General features: G+C 69.1%; 18 protein-coding genes. 10 read left to right on the forward strand and 8 right to left on the reverse strand.

Annotated features, from left to right (window positions below; translation table 11 throughout):
* Positions 1-2 precede the first annotated feature (2 nt).
* Positions 3-878: a hypothetical protein gene (locus C8D87_RS04395; RefSeq protein ID WP_112225619.1), complete on the forward strand. Its 876-nt coding sequence runs from the start codon at positions 3-5 to the stop codon at positions 876-878.
* Here C8D87_RS04395 and C8D87_RS04400 read toward each other — a convergent pair.
* A complete protein-coding gene (locus C8D87_RS04400; protein ID WP_146771619.1) occupies positions 856-1437 on the reverse strand; it encodes an acetoacetate decarboxylase family protein in 582 nt (193 codons plus the stop codon). The genes C8D87_RS04395 and C8D87_RS04400 overlap by 23 nt on opposite strands.
* A 122-nt stretch (positions 1438-1559) precedes the next feature.
* Here C8D87_RS04400 and C8D87_RS04405 point away from each other — a divergent pair, with 122 nt between their 5' ends.
* Positions 1560-2831, forward strand: coding sequence for an alpha/beta hydrolase (locus C8D87_RS04405; protein WP_112225621.1), 1272 nt, complete (start codon positions 1560-1562; stop codon positions 2829-2831).
* Here C8D87_RS04405 and C8D87_RS04410 read toward each other — a convergent pair.
* On the reverse strand, positions 2808-3644 hold the full coding sequence (locus C8D87_RS04410) for an alpha/beta fold hydrolase (protein ID WP_112225622.1): 837 nt from the start codon (positions 3642-3644) through the stop codon (positions 2808-2810). The genes C8D87_RS04405 and C8D87_RS04410 overlap by 24 nt on opposite strands.
* Before the next feature lie 91 nt (positions 3645-3735).
* Here C8D87_RS04410 and C8D87_RS04415 point away from each other — a divergent pair, with 91 nt between their 5' ends.
* Positions 3736-4122, forward strand: a complete 387-nt coding sequence (locus tag C8D87_RS04415) for an SgcJ/EcaC family oxidoreductase (protein WP_109641358.1) — start codon at positions 3736-3738, stop codon at positions 4120-4122.
* Here the strand turns inward: C8D87_RS04415 and C8D87_RS04420 are convergent.
* The gene (locus C8D87_RS04420) at positions 4119-5153 is read right to left on the reverse strand and encodes a chitinase (RefSeq protein ID WP_109641359.1); all 1035 of its coding nucleotides are present in this window, start codon (positions 5151-5153) and stop codon (positions 4119-4121) included. The genes C8D87_RS04415 and C8D87_RS04420 overlap by 4 nt on opposite strands.
* Positions 5154-5264: 111 nt before the next feature.
* Between C8D87_RS04420 and C8D87_RS04425 the strand changes: the two genes are divergently transcribed.
* The gene (locus C8D87_RS04425) at positions 5265-5648 is read left to right on the forward strand and encodes an undecaprenyl-diphosphate phosphatase (RefSeq protein WP_112225623.1); all 384 of its coding nucleotides are present in this window, start codon (positions 5265-5267) and stop codon (positions 5646-5648) included.
* A gap of 29 nt (positions 5649-5677) precedes the next feature.
* Here the strand turns inward: C8D87_RS04425 and C8D87_RS04430 are convergent, their stop codons facing one another.
* Positions 5678-6607: an SDR family NAD(P)-dependent oxidoreductase gene (locus C8D87_RS04430; protein ID WP_112225624.1), complete on the reverse strand. Its 930-nt coding sequence runs from the start codon at positions 6605-6607 to the stop codon at positions 5678-5680.
* On the reverse strand, positions 6604-7557 hold the full coding sequence (locus C8D87_RS04435; protein WP_109641362.1) for an SDR family NAD(P)-dependent oxidoreductase: 954 nt from the start codon (positions 7555-7557) through the stop codon (positions 6604-6606). The genes C8D87_RS04430 and C8D87_RS04435 overlap by 4 nt, the downstream gene beginning before the upstream one ends.
* A gap of 112 nt (positions 7558-7669) precedes the next feature.
* Here C8D87_RS04435 and C8D87_RS04440 point away from each other — a divergent pair, with 112 nt between their 5' ends.
* Positions 7670-8200, forward strand: a complete 531-nt coding sequence (locus C8D87_RS04440) for a TetR/AcrR family transcriptional regulator (protein ID WP_109641363.1) — start codon at positions 7670-7672, stop codon at positions 8198-8200.
* Here C8D87_RS04440 and C8D87_RS04445 read toward each other — a convergent pair.
* Positions 8157-8639 (reverse strand): GbsR/MarR family transcriptional regulator, encoded by a 483-nt coding sequence (locus C8D87_RS04445; protein WP_233440178.1) that lies wholly within the window; start codon positions 8637-8639, stop codon positions 8157-8159. The genes C8D87_RS04440 and C8D87_RS04445 overlap by 44 nt on opposite strands.
* A 70-nt stretch (positions 8640-8709) precedes the next feature.
* Between C8D87_RS04445 and C8D87_RS04450 the strand changes: the two genes are divergently transcribed.
* Genes C8D87_RS04450 through C8D87_RS04460 form a run of 3 tightly spaced genes read left to right on the forward strand, consistent with a single transcriptional unit; the run spans position 8710 to position 11872 of the window.
* On the forward strand, positions 8710-9228 hold the full coding sequence (locus tag C8D87_RS04450; protein ID WP_109641364.1) for an FAD-dependent oxidoreductase: 519 nt from the start codon (positions 8710-8712) through the stop codon (positions 9226-9228).
* A gap of 11 nt (positions 9229-9239) precedes the next feature.
* Positions 9240-10754 carry an alkaline phosphatase D family protein gene (locus tag C8D87_RS04455; RefSeq protein WP_112225625.1) on the forward strand — a complete coding sequence of 505 codons (1515 nt, stop codon included), beginning with the start codon at positions 9240-9242 and terminating at the stop codon, positions 10752-10754.
* Positions 10751-11872, forward strand: a complete 1122-nt coding sequence (locus C8D87_RS04460) for a hypothetical protein (RefSeq protein WP_233440179.1) — start codon at positions 10751-10753, stop codon at positions 11870-11872. The genes C8D87_RS04455 and C8D87_RS04460 overlap by 4 nt, the downstream gene beginning before the upstream one ends.
* Before the next feature lie 15 nt (positions 11873-11887).
* Here the strand turns inward: C8D87_RS04460 and C8D87_RS04465 are convergent, their stop codons facing one another.
* Positions 11888-12922, reverse strand: coding sequence for an aldo/keto reductase (locus C8D87_RS04465; protein ID WP_112226262.1), 1035 nt, complete (start codon positions 12920-12922; stop codon positions 11888-11890).
* 61 nt (positions 12923-12983) lie between these two features.
* On the opposite strand from C8D87_RS04465, the gene C8D87_RS04470 reads away from it, so the two are divergent.
* Both C8D87_RS04470 and C8D87_RS04475 read left to right on the forward strand, forming a co-directional pair.
* On the forward strand, positions 12984-13373 hold the full coding sequence (locus tag C8D87_RS04470; RefSeq protein ID WP_109641367.1) for a MerR family transcriptional regulator: 390 nt from the start codon (positions 12984-12986) through the stop codon (positions 13371-13373).
* Between the two features lie 10 nt (positions 13374-13383).
* On the forward strand, positions 13384-14052 hold the full coding sequence (locus tag C8D87_RS04475; protein WP_112225626.1) for an MOSC domain-containing protein: 669 nt from the start codon (positions 13384-13386) through the stop codon (positions 14050-14052).
* A gap of 48 nt (positions 14053-14100) precedes the next feature.
* Here the strand turns inward: C8D87_RS04475 and C8D87_RS04480 are convergent, their stop codons facing one another.
* Positions 14101-14502: a protein-tyrosine phosphatase family protein gene (locus tag C8D87_RS04480; RefSeq protein WP_215732242.1), complete on the reverse strand. Its 402-nt coding sequence runs from the start codon at positions 14500-14502 to the stop codon at positions 14101-14103.
* Between the last annotated feature and the right edge of the window lie 5 nt (positions 14503-14507).

The raw sequence follows: 14507 nt of genomic DNA on the forward strand, positions 1-14507 counted from the left end.
GCATGACCGTCCAATGCGGATGCTGCGGAGCCGAGATCACGACCACGGGCCGCATCGACTACCGGTTGAACCGCCCGGAGCAGCTGATCGGCGTGCCGGCTGAGCAACTCGGCGCGCCGACCGGTGGCCTGCTGGTCGGACCGGGCGGTGACTCGTACCTCCGTTGCCTGCTCCCCGTTCGGCTGACCGGCGGAACCGAACTGGTGTTCGGCGCGTGGATGCAGATCAGCAAGGTCGACGCCATGTACGCGCATGCGGTGTGGGACAACGACAGTGAGTACGCGAACCTGCGCGTCGCCGGCACGTTCGCGAACTTCATCGCGCCGTGGGACCTGCTCGGCACCCCGGTCGAGGCGGCGGTCCTCAACGCCGACGAGCTGCCGTACTACACCTCGCACCCGCTGCTGGAGCGGGAATGGGACCGCGACGAGGTGCTGAGCTGCATCCGGCAGCCGCTGCCGATCCCCGTCCGCGAGACGCTGGGCGAGGTGTGGACCATCGAGCGGACCGCGGGCATGCGCTGCACGGTCGAAAACCTCACGGTGCACTTCACGAGCCCCGGCCGCCGGGTCAGCCTCGACGTCTACGCCGACCGCACCGGGGGCAGCTCGAGCGACTTCCTGGGCGCGGTTCTGGAGGGCTACCCCGCGAGCGCCGAGCACTCCGTCGAGCACATCGGTACGGAGCTGCGGCACGCGTTCTGGCTCAGCGAGGTCATCGACGGCCACGAGGAGCAGGTGTTCCACGGGCACGTCGTCCGTCCCGGCACGATGCTGTCCGTGCGCATCGTCCACCGCTTCCCGGCTGACCGGGCGTGGGCACAGCACGTGCTCAACAGCGTCCAGTACGTCGGGGCTACGAGGCCTGCCCGAAGGTGAGCCGCATGTCCCGCGTCGCGAAGCTGACCAGCGGCGTGCGGCCGGTGAGGTAGCCGAGCGGCCCGCCGGCCGGGAACATCCACGCGGCCCGCACCAGCCGGTACCGCCCGGACAGGCGCATCCTCGCGCGGACGTCGCGGCCGTCCAGCCGCTGTGCCGTCCAGCCCGCCGTGCTCCAGGTGCCGGGCAATGCCACGCCACCGGTCGCGGCCACGCACGCGATCGACGAGCCTTCACCGAACCGGGCGAGCTGCTTCGGGATCGCCCACAGCTCGCGGCCGCCCTGCCTGGACGCCTCGCTGTCGACCCAGATCTGCGGCACCGACACGGCCACTCCACCACGGTCCCACACCGGCGTGGCCACCAGCAGCTCGTCGTAGGTGAGCGCGCTGCCCGGCTCGTACGACACGAACGCCACGGCCACGAACGCGTTGCCCGCCAAGGTGATCATCCGCGCACCCTCGGGCAGGTGGACATCGGGCACCAGCTCGCGCGGCACCCGGAAGACGGAGATCACGAGAGAGCCCCGCATGTGCCACGGTTCGGCTGGATACTGCACACCGACGACCGTACCGGGTCAGGCGGCGGCCCACCTGAGCCAGCGGGACCCAACGTCAGGGCAATCCCAAGTTTGCGGGCGTGACCTGGACCACTAGTAGAGCCGGGCTCACGATTCCCGCCATGAACGTCCTGCTGGCATTCGCACTGGCCGCGAGCGTCACGACGCCCGCGCATCTGCCGCCAACGGCACCGTGCCCGGCGAACGTCCCCGCCGGCACCACCTGTTACGAGGGCAGGGACGCCAACGGCGCGTACTACACGATCGCCGTGCCGAAGAAGTGGAACAAGACGCTGGTCGTGCACTCGCACGGCGGTCCTGACCTGGGCGATCCCACGCCCGAGCGCACGCGTGACGACCTGAACCGCTGGGCCGTCATGGTCAAGGAGGGCTACGCCTGGGCGGGCACCTCGTACCGGCGCGGCGGTTACGGCACGCGGATGGCTGCGGAGGACACCGACAACCTGCGCAAGATGGTCAGCACGATGCTCAAGCCGCACAAGGTCTACCTCCACGGCCAGTCGTGGGGCGGCAACGTCGCGGCCAAGACCATCGAGCTGTACCAGGGCTACGACGCCGCACTGCTCACCAACGGCGTCATGGCGGGCGGCACCCGCGGCTACGACTACCGCGTCGACCTGCGCGTGGTCTACCAGTACTACTGCGGCAACCACCCGCGCCCGACCGAGGTGCAGTACCCGCTGTGGCTGGGCCTGCGCGCCGGCTCCACGATGACCACGGCCGGGTTGCGCAGCCGCATCGAGGAATGCCTTGGCACAGCGGGCAACCGCACGCCCGAGCAGCAGCAGAAGCTCACCGACGTCCTGACGGTGACGAAGATTCCCGAGGAGACGCTGAACTCGCACCTGAACTTCGCGACGTTCACGTTCCGCGACATCGTCCACAACCGCCTGGGCGGCAAGAACCCGTGGAGCAACACCGGCGTGACGTACCAGGGCTCGCACGACGACGCGGCCCTGAACGCCGGCGTGGAACGGTTCGCCGCCGACCCCGAGGCACGCGCCGCGCTCGCCCACGACAGCGACCTCACCGGGAAGATCGAGATTCCGGTGCTGTCGCTGCACGCGATCGGCGACCCCACGGCGTTCGTGGAGCACGAGTCCGCCTACCGGGACACGGTGCGCAAGGCCGGGCGGTGGTGGAACCTCGTGCAGACGTTCACGAACGAGGCCACGCACAGCACCCTCAGCGACTCCGAGTACGCCACGGCCATGCAGGCGTTGCAGGCGTGGGAGAAGTGGGGGCTGCGCGCCAACCCCTACCTGATCGCGGCCGCCTGTCCGCGCCACGACGGCAAGTACGGCACGGGCTGCTACTTCAACCCCGGCTACAAGCCCGCACCGTACGAGTCACGGGTGCTGCCCAGGGCTTGAGCGCAGGAAGCTCCGCACGAGATCGAGCACCGGGCCGGGCGCGTCGAGCTGCACGAGGTGCCCGGCACCCGGCACCAGGTGCAGACCGGCCCCGGGAATCGCGCCGGCCAGCTGCTCACCCCTGGCCGGCGGGATCCACTCGTCGTCCGCACCCCAGCACACGGTCACCGGGATCGTGATGTCGCCGTACCGGGGTTCGATCTCGTCGGTGTACCGCTGGTCGGCCTGCGCGATCTGGCGGTAGAAGGCGGGCTGCCCCGCCGCGCCGGTCCACGGCGTCACCAGTCCGTCGAGCACCTCGGGGGCGATCCCGGGACTGCTGGCCGAGCGCACGTACTCACGCACCAACGCCTCGTGCAGGTTGCCCGGCAACCGTTCGAACACCGCGGCGTGCTCCTGCACCAGCCGGAAGAACGGCGATCCCCACGGCGCCACGGCGACCGGGTCGAGCAACGCGAGCGCGGCGTATTCGGCGCCGTGCAACAGATGTGCGCGCAGGGCGACCGCGCCGCCGAAGTCGTGGGCCACCACGTGCGGCCGGGCGAGCCCCCACTCGGTCAGCAGATCGGCGAAGATCCGGCCCTGGGCCCGCAACGAGACGTCCTGTCCCTGTCTCATCTCCGAGCGGCCGTAACCGAGCATGTCCCAGACGAACACCTCGTGGTCGGCGGCCAGGTCCGCGGCCACGTCCCGCCACACGAACGAACTGAACGGCGTGCCGTGCAGGAGCACCACCGGCCGCCCCGCGCCGATCCTGGCCCAGCGCACCACGCCGTCCGGGGTGACGAACTCCTCTGGCAGGTTCCAGTTCATCAGCCCGATCCTACCCAAGATCGCCCGGTGGCGCGAAGGTCACCGGAAAACCCTTGACCTCTACCAAAGTCGAGGTACGACGATCTTGGGCATGACCGACACCGCGGAAATCGAGAAGCTCGTCGCCACCGTCCAGCACGCCCAGCAGAACGAGCTCCCTGAAGAGTTCATCGGCCTCTTCAGAGAGGACGCGATCTGGACCACCGCGCACGGCAAGCGGCTCACGGGCCGCGACGAGATCGCCTCCTTCACCCGCAAGGTCCTGCCCGGCGCGATGAGGGAAGCGCTCGCCACCTACGAGGTGACGCACGTGCTGTTCATCCGGCCCGACGTCGCGGCGGTGAAGATCCGCCAGCGTCCGGTCAAGCTGGACGGCACGCCCATCACCGACCAGAACGAGGGATCGCCGCTCTACGTCCTGTCCAAAGAGGATGGTGGGTGGAAGATCGCCGCCGGGCAGAACACCGTTGTGCTCTAGCGGTTCTGCAGGCGCTTCACGTTGTCACCGAACGTCCAGCTCTTCGAACCGTCCCAGTTGATCGACCAGGTCATCAGGCCCTTGAGCTGGCCGCCGAAGCTGTTCCACGCCTGCCCGACCAGCGAGGGGCTCATGTAGCCGCCACCGGCACCCGGCTGCGCGGGCAGGCCCGGCACCTGCTTGTCGTAGGGCACCCTGATCGTGGTGCCCTGCACGACCAGGCCGCGGTTGAGGCACTGGGTCTGGGCGACGAAGCCCTGCACGGTGCCCGCCTGGTAGCTGTCGCCGGAACAGCCGTACATGGAACCGTTGTAGTACTGCATGTTCAGCCACCAGAGACGGCCGTTGTCCGCGTACTTCTTGATGATCGGCAGATACGCGCCCCAGATGGAGCCGTAGACGATGCTGCCACCCGTCACGTACGCGGTCTCCGGCGCCATCGTCAGGCCGAAGCCCGGCGGCATCGCGGCGAGGACACCGTCGATGATGCGGATCAGGTTGGCCTGCGAGGCGGACAGCTGGCTGATGTTGCCACTGCCCACCAGGCCCGTCTCGATGTCGATGTCGATGCCGTCGAAGTTGTACTTCTTCAGGATCGGCACGACCGTGGCGACGAACCGGTTGGCCACCGTGGCCGAGCTCAGGTCGATACCCGCCGTCGCGCCACCGATCGACAGCAGGATCGTCGCGCCCGCCGCCTTCGCCGCGCACATCTCGGCGGGCGTCGCGACCTTGACGCCGGTGTCCATGCCGTCCTCCCACAGCACGGTGCCGTCGGAGCGGATGACGGGGAACGCCGCGTTGATCACGTTGTAGCCGTGCTGCTTGATGCGGCTGTCGGTGATCGGGGTCCAGCCGAACGGCGGGTGGACCCCGTTCGCCGCGCCGTCCCAGTTCTCCCAGTACCCGTGCAGGACCTTGCCCGCCGGGCGGGGCTTGGGCGCGCACGTGTCGGCGGCCTGCGCGGCAGACGGGACGAGCACGACGGAAATGAGCAGAAGCAGGGCTGTCAGTGCCGATCGGGCAGACATTCGCTCACCTTTCGCGTTCAGGCGGCGACCCGATGTCATTGAAGCACGAAATGGTCCAGACCTCTAGCCGTCGCCTGTGACGGAACGTGGCCGAGTGACGACTCTCCTGGCATGCATCGCGAACGGGGGCGCCCGGCAAGCCGGCGGAGGCGGTCACGATCACCGTCGACGGCCACCGGACCACAGCGCTCCCCGTGTACGCGGTCGCTCGGTGCCGCGCTCAGACTCGCCCTGTTGTTCGCGGTCGCCTCCTCCGTGACAGCGGAGGTGATCGGTCTGACGCTCAACGGCGCTTTCTCGATCAAAAGCACGGGACCGACCACGGTGCAGATGCTCGTCGGCACGCTCATCGCGTACGCGCTCGCCCTGGCTGTCACCGCCGGGTTTCTCCGGTACGCCCGGCGCCACTCGCTCTACCCGTTCGCCGCCTACCTGCTGGTGCTCGGCGGGCTCGTGGTCGCCGCGGTCGCGACGGGCGTCCTGTCGGCCTCCTGACCAGCTCCACCACGCGTGGAAGCCGGGCCTCAGAACCCGAGGGCCTCCTCCGAGACCTTCCACAGCTGGGCCGCGGACTCCGGGTCCTGGGCGTACGGCGCCACGCCGGAGAGCACGCCACCGGTGTGCGGCAGCGCCTCGTTGCAGTCCTCGAAGTACTTGCCGGACAAGCCCTCCAGCAGCGGCGTGGTCGCTACCACCAGGGTGGTGGCGGCGCCCTGCTCCGGCGTCTTCACCCGGCGCCTGGTCTCGGCGTCGTTCCGGCGGATGATCTCCTGCAGCTGTTCCGCGGTGAGGTGGCGCTGCAGGTTGGTGGCGATGCTGCCGGGCATCAGCGCGTTCATCGTGACGCCCTCGGAGGCCCAGCGCCGGCCGGCCTCGACGCCGAACAGGATGTTCGCCGTCTTGGACTGGCCGTACGCCTGCCAGCGGTCGTACTCGCGGTGCTCGTAGTGGATGTCCTCGAACACGACGTCGCCCATGAGGTGTGCGGACGAGCTCACGTTGACCACGCGGGCGCCCTCGGCGCGCAGGGAGTTGAACAGGCCCAGGGTCAGCGTGAAGTGGCCGAAGTGGTTCGTGGCGAACTGGAGCTCCCAGCCCTCCGGCGTGCGGGTCAACGGGGTGGCCATGACTCCCGCGTTGTTGACCAGCAGGTGCAGCGGGCCGTCCCAGGTGCGCACGAACGCCTTCACCGACTCCTGCGACGCCAGGTCGAGGCGTGCGACCGAGATCTTCTTGTTGCCCGTGGCGGTGGTCAGCGACGACGCCACGCGCTGGCCCGCGTCGATGTCGCGCGCCGCGATGGTGACCTCGGCGCCCGCCGTGGCGAGCGCGCGGACGGTCTCGACGCCGATGCCCGACGCCCCGCCGGTGACGACGGCGCGGCGGCCGGAGAGGTCGACTCCCTCCACCACGTCCAGCGCGGTGGTCTCGAAGCCGTAGCCGGTGGTGATCATGCCTGTTCCCCGATCTTGAGCGTTTCCTCGGAGACCTGCCACAGCTGGGCCGCGGCCTCCTGGTCGTGTGCGTAGGCGGCGAGGCCGTTGGGCATGCCCTCGGTGTGGGGCAGCGCCTCCTCGCAGTCTTCGAAGTAGAGGCCGGAACGGCCCTCGACGAGCGGGGAGACGGCGAGCACCAGCGTGGTGGCCGCGCCCTGCTCGGGCGTCTTGAGCTGCATCGGCTTGCCGGCGGCGCCACGCAGCCGGCGGCGCTCCTCGAGGTCCTCCCGCGTGATGTGCCGCTGCAGAGCCGTCAGGATCCCGCCCGGCATCAGCGCGTTCATCGTGATGCCCTCGCCGGCCCAGCGCTTGCCCGCCTCGACGCCGAACAGGACGTTCGCGGTCTTGGACTGGCCGTACGCCTGCCAGCGGTCGTACTCGCGGCGCTCGAAGTGGATGTCGTCGAACACCACGGGGCTCGACAGGTGAGCGGCCGAGCTGACGTTCACGACGCGGGCTCCCTCGGCGCGCAGCGCGCCGAACAGGCCCAGCGTCAGGGCGAAGTGGCCGAAGTGGTTCGTGGCGAACTGGAGCTCCCAGCCCTCCGGGGTGCGGGTCAGCGGCGTGGCCATGACGCCCGCGTTGTTGATCAGCAGGTGCAGCGGGCCGTCCCACGAGCGGACGAACTCCTGCACCGAGTCCTGCGAGGTCAGCTCCAGCGGAGCGACGAAGATCCGGTCGTTGCCGGTGGCGGCGGACAGTTCCGCGGCGACCTTCCGGCCCGCCTCGGCGTTGCGCGCCGCGATGGTGACCTCGGCGCCCGCGGCGGCCAGCGCCCGCACGGTCTCGACGCCGATGCCCGACGCCCCACCGGTGACCACGGCGCGACGGCCCGAGAGGTCGACGCCCTCGACGACCTCGAGAGCGGTGGTCTCGAAACCGAACGGGGTGGTGATGCGCTCACTCATCGAATTCCCCAACCTGTGTCGTACACTGAAACGGAGGTTCCTCCGGTTCGAGTTCCACAGTAAACGGAGGAGCCTCCGGTTAGCAAGTGGCGTGACCCACAGGAGTTGAAAAGTGCGTGCTGACGCTGTCCGCAACCGCGAGTTGCTGCTCGAGGTGGCGCTCGACGCGTTCACCCACGAGAAGGACGTGACGCTCGGCGCCATCGCCAAGAAGGCCGGCGTCGGCATCGGCACGCTCTACCGGCACTTCCCCACCCGCGAGGCGCTGATCGAGGCCGTCTACCGCACCGAGCTGGAAAAACTCTGCGACGCAGCCCCCGAGCTGCTGGAAACCCTCGGCCCGGAGGCGGCGCTGCGCGAGTGGATGGACCGCTTCATCGCCTACGCCGCAACGAAGCGCGACCTCAAGGAAGCGTTGCAGGCCGTGATCGCGCTGGGCATCAACCCGTTCGAGCAGAGCCGCGCGAAGATGACGGAGGCGGTGTCACTGTTGCTGAAACCGCTGGGCGCCACGACGGATCCCATGGACCTGTTGGCGCTGCTCGTCGGCGTCGCCCAGAACGGCGACCAGGATCAGGCCAGGCGAATGCTGGACCTGATCATGGCCGGGGTCCTGCACGGCGCTGCTCGAACCGCTCGATGAGCGACGGCACCTCGCCCAGCAGGAACTCGTAGAAGTCCCGCATGTAGATCAACCGCTCACGCGCCGGCCCCGGTTCGACCGTCGCGACGCCCCGCGCCACGGCCGACAGGATGTCGTCGATCGGGGCGTGCTGCCTGCCGTAGAGCGTGGTCCACGCGCGATCGCGCATCCGGTAGTGCTCACGACGGCTGCCCGGTGCCGCCACCCGCTCGATCAGTCCCATTTGCATGACCGTCTTGACGGCACCGGACACGGACCCCGCGCTCGCGCCGAGCTCCGCGACCAGGTCACCCGCGGTCAGCGACGGCTCGTCGGTGAACAGGAACGCCGCCAGCACCCGCGCCGCCATCCGCTGCATCCCCGCACCGGCCAGGGTGAGCGCCAGGTGCTCCGCGGCGTCCTTGCGGGCCGCCCGCTTCCGCTCTGTCTCGCCCGTCACACCAAACCTGTCTGTCTTCAGAAATTTCTGAACGTTCGCTAGCCTCAATCCTAGGGGGAAGGGGCTGGACATGGCCACAGCACTCGTGGTGGGCGCCGGAATCGCGGGCCTCGCGACCGCGCTCCGGCTGACCCGCAGCGCATGGGACGTCGTCGTGCTCGACCACGGCAAACATCACGACCCCGTGCCGCTGCGAGGCCCGGACCGGCACGCCGCCCGCCGGTTGGCCGCCCTGCCCTATCCGCTGCACTACGAGACGCGCCACAGCACCGTCATCGCGCTGCAGCCCGACCGGTTCGGCGTCACGGTCGCGTTCAACGACCACGACGACGAGTGGTTCGACATCGTCGTGTGCGCCCAGCCCTGCTGCCAGGCCGACCGATTACCCGGACTGCGCCTCGAGTCCTGGTCCCGCGACCACGTGGCACTGCTCTACCGGGCCGTGCGCGACACCGGAATCCCGCTGTCCGCGGCCGAGCTGCTCGCCGACGCGTTCGACCTCCACCACGACGACCACGCGGCGCTTTCTTGGTGGGAGACCACCTTGAGGCCACACGCGATTAGGCGGGCCTTTACCGGCGTTCGGTAGATCTGCTGGTCATGACCACGTTACGGAGACGTACCTTCATCGTGGGCGGCCTCGCGGGAGCGAGCGCTGGAGTCCTCGTTCCCAGGCTGGCCAACGCGATCAGCTACCCCTTCACGCTGGGTGTCGCGTCCGGCGAGCCGGCTGCCGACGGGTTCGTGATCTGGACCCGCCTCGCCCCCAACCCGTTGAACGCCGACGGCCTGGGCGGCATGCCGAACACCAACACCGCCGTCGACTGGCAGGTCGCCACCGACGAACGCTTCACGAGCATCGCCCGCACCGGCACGTTCACGACGACACAGGCGAGTGCCCACTCCGTCCACGTCACCCTCACCGGCCTGGAACCGGGCCGCGAGTACTGGTACCGCTTCCGCACCGGTGGCCACATCTCCCCCGTCGGCCGCGCCCTCACCGCACCGGCCGTCGGCACCTCGCCCGAGCTGAGCATGCTCTTCGCCTCGTGCTCGCACTACGAGGAGGGCTACTTCACCGCCTACCGCAGGATGGCGGAAGAGCACCCCGACCTGATCCTGCACCTCGGCGACTACATCTACGAGGGCGCCGCCACGACCACGAAGGTCCGCGAGTTCGCGCCCGCCGCCGAGATCAGCACGCTGGCCAACTACCGCGTCCGCCACGCCCAGTACAAGACCGACCCGGACCTGCAGGCCGCGCACGCCACCGCGCCCTGGCTGGTCGTCTGGGACGACCACGAGGTCGAGAACAACTACGCCAACCTGATCCGCAACGACACCAACCCCGCAGGCGACTTCAAGGCCCGCCGCGCGGCCGCGTACAAGGCCTACTACGAGCACATGCCGCTGCGCAGCGCACAGGCCCCCACCGCGGAGAACATGTTGCTGCACCGCAGGGTCCGCTGGGGCAGCCTCGCCACGTTCCACATGCTCGACACCCGCCAGTACCGCACCGACCAGGCGTGCGGTGACGGCTCGAAGGTCTGCCCGGAAGCCGACAATCCCTCACGAACCCTCACCGGCACCTCGCAGGAGACGTGGCTGATCGACGGCCTCCGCCAGAAGCTCGGCACCTGGGACTTCCTGGGCCAGCAGGTGTTCTTCGCCCAGAGGCTCAACAGCGCTGACGGCGCGAGGAGCATGGACGCGTGGGACGGCTACACCGCCAACCGCACCCGCATCCAGAACGCGTGGGACACCAACGGCAACAAGGGCACCGTCGTGCTCACCGGCGACGTGCACCGCAGCTGGGCCGCGAACCTCATGCAGAACTACGGCACGCAGAACCGGATCATCGGCACCGAGCTCGTCACCACGTCGATCACGTCCGGCGGTGACGGCAACGCGGCCGACAACAGCCTCAACCCGACGCTGAACCCGCACGTGAAGTACTTCAAGAACCTGCGCGGCTACGTCCGCACCCGCACCACCTCCACGCAGATGAACGTGGACTTCCGCGCCGTCGACAAGGTCACCGTCCGCGACTACCCGGTGAAGACGGTCGGCAGCTACATCGTCGAAGCCACCAACCCCGGATTGCAGGCGCCGTGAAGACACTGCTGATCGCGAGCCTCCTGCTCGCCCCCGCGCCCATCACGTGGTCCACGGTCAACAGCGAGTCGAGCGGCGACCAGGACAACGCGTCCGTCTCGGCCACCCGCAACGGCTACACGGCCGTCGTGTGGGAGGACGACCGCGACTCCACCAACCCCGAGGACCCGATCCACTCCGACATCTGGATCCGCCTCTACAAGGAGGGCACCTCCCTCTACGAGAAGAAGCTGAGCACCGGCGGCACCGGCAACTGGCGTCACTGGCAGCCCGACGTGTCGCTGCACGAGAACGGCACCGCCGTCGTCGTGTGGTCGGAAGACCCGGACGGCAACGGTTACTACAACATCGCGGTCCGCTCGGTCAGCGCCGGCGGCACCGTGTCGGGCTCCGGCACGGCCAACGCGAGCTCCGACGGCCAGCAGCACTTCCCCAGCGTCGCGGCCGACCCGGACACCGGCGGCTTCGCGGTGACGTGGGAGGACAAGCAGGGCACCAACCCGCCCACCGTGCGCGTGAGCGGGTTCGCGTCCATCTCGTCCAAGACCTACGAGGCCCAGGTCAACAACGCGGGCGGCACCCACGCCAAGCCCCAGGTGGCCATGGGCGCCGCGGGCAACGCGATCGTGGTGTGGGAGGCCGACGCCAACGTCGCCCGCAAGATCCTCACCCCGTCCGGCGGCGTGAAGCAGGCGCAGACCACGACGGGGCAAGGCAGGCGCCCCGCCGTGGCGGCCAACTTCAACGGCGACTTCGCGGTCGCCTGGGAGCAGTCCGGTGTCCGCACCCAGTCCTTCACCGCGGCCGGGGCATCGCGTGGCGCCGTCGCCCAGACCACCGGCACCGACCCGCAGATCGGCATCGACGACCAGCTCGGCGTCGCGGTGACCACGGCGGAGGCACAGGACGTCTACACCCACGTCTACAACCCCGACGGCACCACCACCGGCCGCCCCGCGCGGCAGCTCACCGTCTCGAACGCCACCGGCAGGCAGGACGAGCCCGCCGTCGGCGTCGATCCGTGGGGCCGAGTCAGCATCGTCTACACCGACGACAACGACGGCAACGGGCACGACCAGATCTACCTCGGCACCGGCCTGACCACCCAGGCCTGGTAGCTCAGCGCAGACAGTTCAGCGCTGGTCGAGTGGCCGGCGTCGCTGGTGGACATCCGCCAGCGACGCCGGCTTCCACCACCCCTGCACGTCGTAGGTGTCCACGCCCGGCGGCACGATCTCGTCGATCCGGTCCAGCACGTCGTCTGTCAGCACCAGCGAAGCGCCCTCCAGCAACGACTCCAGCTGCTCCATCGTGCGCGGCCCGGTGATCGCCGAGGTCACCGCCGGATGCGTGGTCGCGAACGCGATCGCCAGCGCAGGCAGCGACACCCCCATCTCGTCGGCGAGCTTCGCGAACTGCTCCACCGCGTCGAACTTCGCCGCGTTCTCCGGCAACGTCTCGTCGAACCGCCGCGGGTGCAACGTGGACCGGAACGCCTCAGCCGCCGCGCCACGCCGGTGCTTGCCCGTCAGGAACCCACCCGCCAGCGGGCTCCACACCAGCACCCCCATCCCGAGTCGCCGGCACGTCGGCAGCACAGACCGCTCGATCCCTCTCGCCAGCAACGAGTACGGCGGCTGCTCGGTCCGGAACCGCAGGAACCCGCGGTTCATCGACACGTGGTACGCCTCGACGATCTCCTCCGCCGGGAACGTCGAACACCCGAACGCCCGGATCTTCCCGTCCCGCACCAGATCCGTCAGCACCGACAGCGTTTCCTCGATGTCGGTCGTGTAGTCCGGCCGGTGCACCTGGTACAGGTCGATCCAGTCGGTGCCGAGCCGGCGCAGGCTGTCCTCGACGGCCCTGACGACGTACCGGCGCGAGTTGCCGCTGCGGTTGCGGCCTTCACCCAGCGGGAAGTGCACCTTGGTGGCGAGCACGACGTCGTCCCTGCGGTCCTTCAACGCCTTGCCGACGATCTCCTCGGACTCCCCGGCCGAGTACATGTCGGCGGTGTCGACGAAGTTGATGCCGGCGTCGAGTGCGCGGTGGATGATCCGCACGCCCTCGTCGTGGTCCTTGTTGGCGACATCTCCGAACATCATGGCACCGAGGCAGTGGTGGCTGACCTCGATGCCGGTTCCCCCGAGTACGCGATAACGCATGGTCATGCCGCAAAACCTAGGAACTAGAGTCGCCTCTAGGTCAAGAACCTATGCTCGGGGCATGAGCTTGAGCATAGGGCAGGTGGCCGAACGCACCGGGCTGAGCGTGCACGCGCTGCGGTTCTACGAGAAGGAGGGCATCCTCGCCAACGAGGTCCACAGAGGACCGGGCGGGCGCCGGGTCTACACGCAACAGGACGTCGACTGGCTGCGCATGTGCATCATGCTGCGGATGTCCGGAATGCCGGTGCCGGAGATCCGCCGCTACACCGAGCTGGTCCGCCAGGGCGACGGCAACGAGCTGCAGCGCCTCGAGATCCTCAAGGAACACCAGGAGCGCGTGCGTCAGCAGATGGCGCAGCTCCAGGAGTGCATGGACCTGATCACCTACAAGGTGGGCATCTACGAGGATTACGTCAATTCGATCGCCACCAGAGCGGTCGGCCAATAATCTCGGGCGCATGCCCGTCGTGCTCTCGCTGAACATCGCCCAGAAGACGATCCCGGTCGACTACGCCAAGAAGGGCGCGACCGCGATCGACAAACGCCCGGTGGACGGGCCGCTGGAGGTGAGCCCGCCCGGACCGAAGGGCACAGCGGGCAGCGGCGTCCAGGGCGATCAGATCGGCGACTGGAACCACCACGGCGGCGACTACCAGGCCGTTTACGGCTACGCCCGTGAAGACCTCGACTTCTGGCAGGCAGAGCTGGGCGTCGGCCTCCACAACGGCCAGTTCGGCGAGAACCTGACGACGCAGGGCATCGACCACACGCACGCCCTCGTGGGCGAGCGGTGGCGGGTCGGCACCGCGTTGCTGGAGGTCTCCGCGCCACGCGTGCCGTGCCGCACGTTCGCGGGCTTTCTCGGGCAGAGCGGCTGGGTGAAGCGGTTCACGCAGGAGGCGCGGCCCGGCGCGTACTTCCGCGTGATCGAGGCGGGACTGATTGCGCCAGGCGACGAGATCACCGTCGTCCACCGGCCCGGCCACGACGTCACGGTCGAGATGTTCTTCCGCGCCGTCACCACGGACGCGGACCTGCTCCCCCGCCTTCTGGAGGCGGGTGACTCGGTGCCGCCCGACGTGATCGAGCTGGTGCACAGGCGCAGGGTCGTCGAGCTCGACTCCTGACGACCGGATGTGGGCACCGCTCCGCGAAAGGAACGGCGCCCCCGAGCACTACTGGACGGGGAAGCGCCTCACCCACCGCTTCTGCCACGGTGTTTCCACCGCGCGCCGGTGGTAGTTCGCGCGTGTCCACGCCACGGCTTCGTCCGCCGGCACGCCCGCCAGGACGGCGAGGCACGAGATGACCGTGCCGGTGCGTCCGACGCCACCGCTGCAGGCGACCTCGACGCGTTCGCCGGACAGTGCGCGGGCGTGCAGGGCGCGAATCACCCTGATCGCGGCGTCGTGATCACGCGGAAGACGGAAGTCCGGCCAGTCGATCCAGTCGTGCGGCCACGGCATGTCGACAGGTCGTGGCTGCAGGTACACCCCGTACTGGGGATGCGGGTCCACGATCTTGCCGTCGCGCAGGCCACGCCCGGTGATCACGGCCCCGTCGGGCAGTTCGACGATCTTCA

This window comes from Lentzea atacamensis (assembly GCF_003269295.1).
Lineage (GTDB): Bacteria > Actinomycetota > Actinomycetes > Mycobacteriales > Pseudonocardiaceae > Lentzea > Lentzea atacamensis.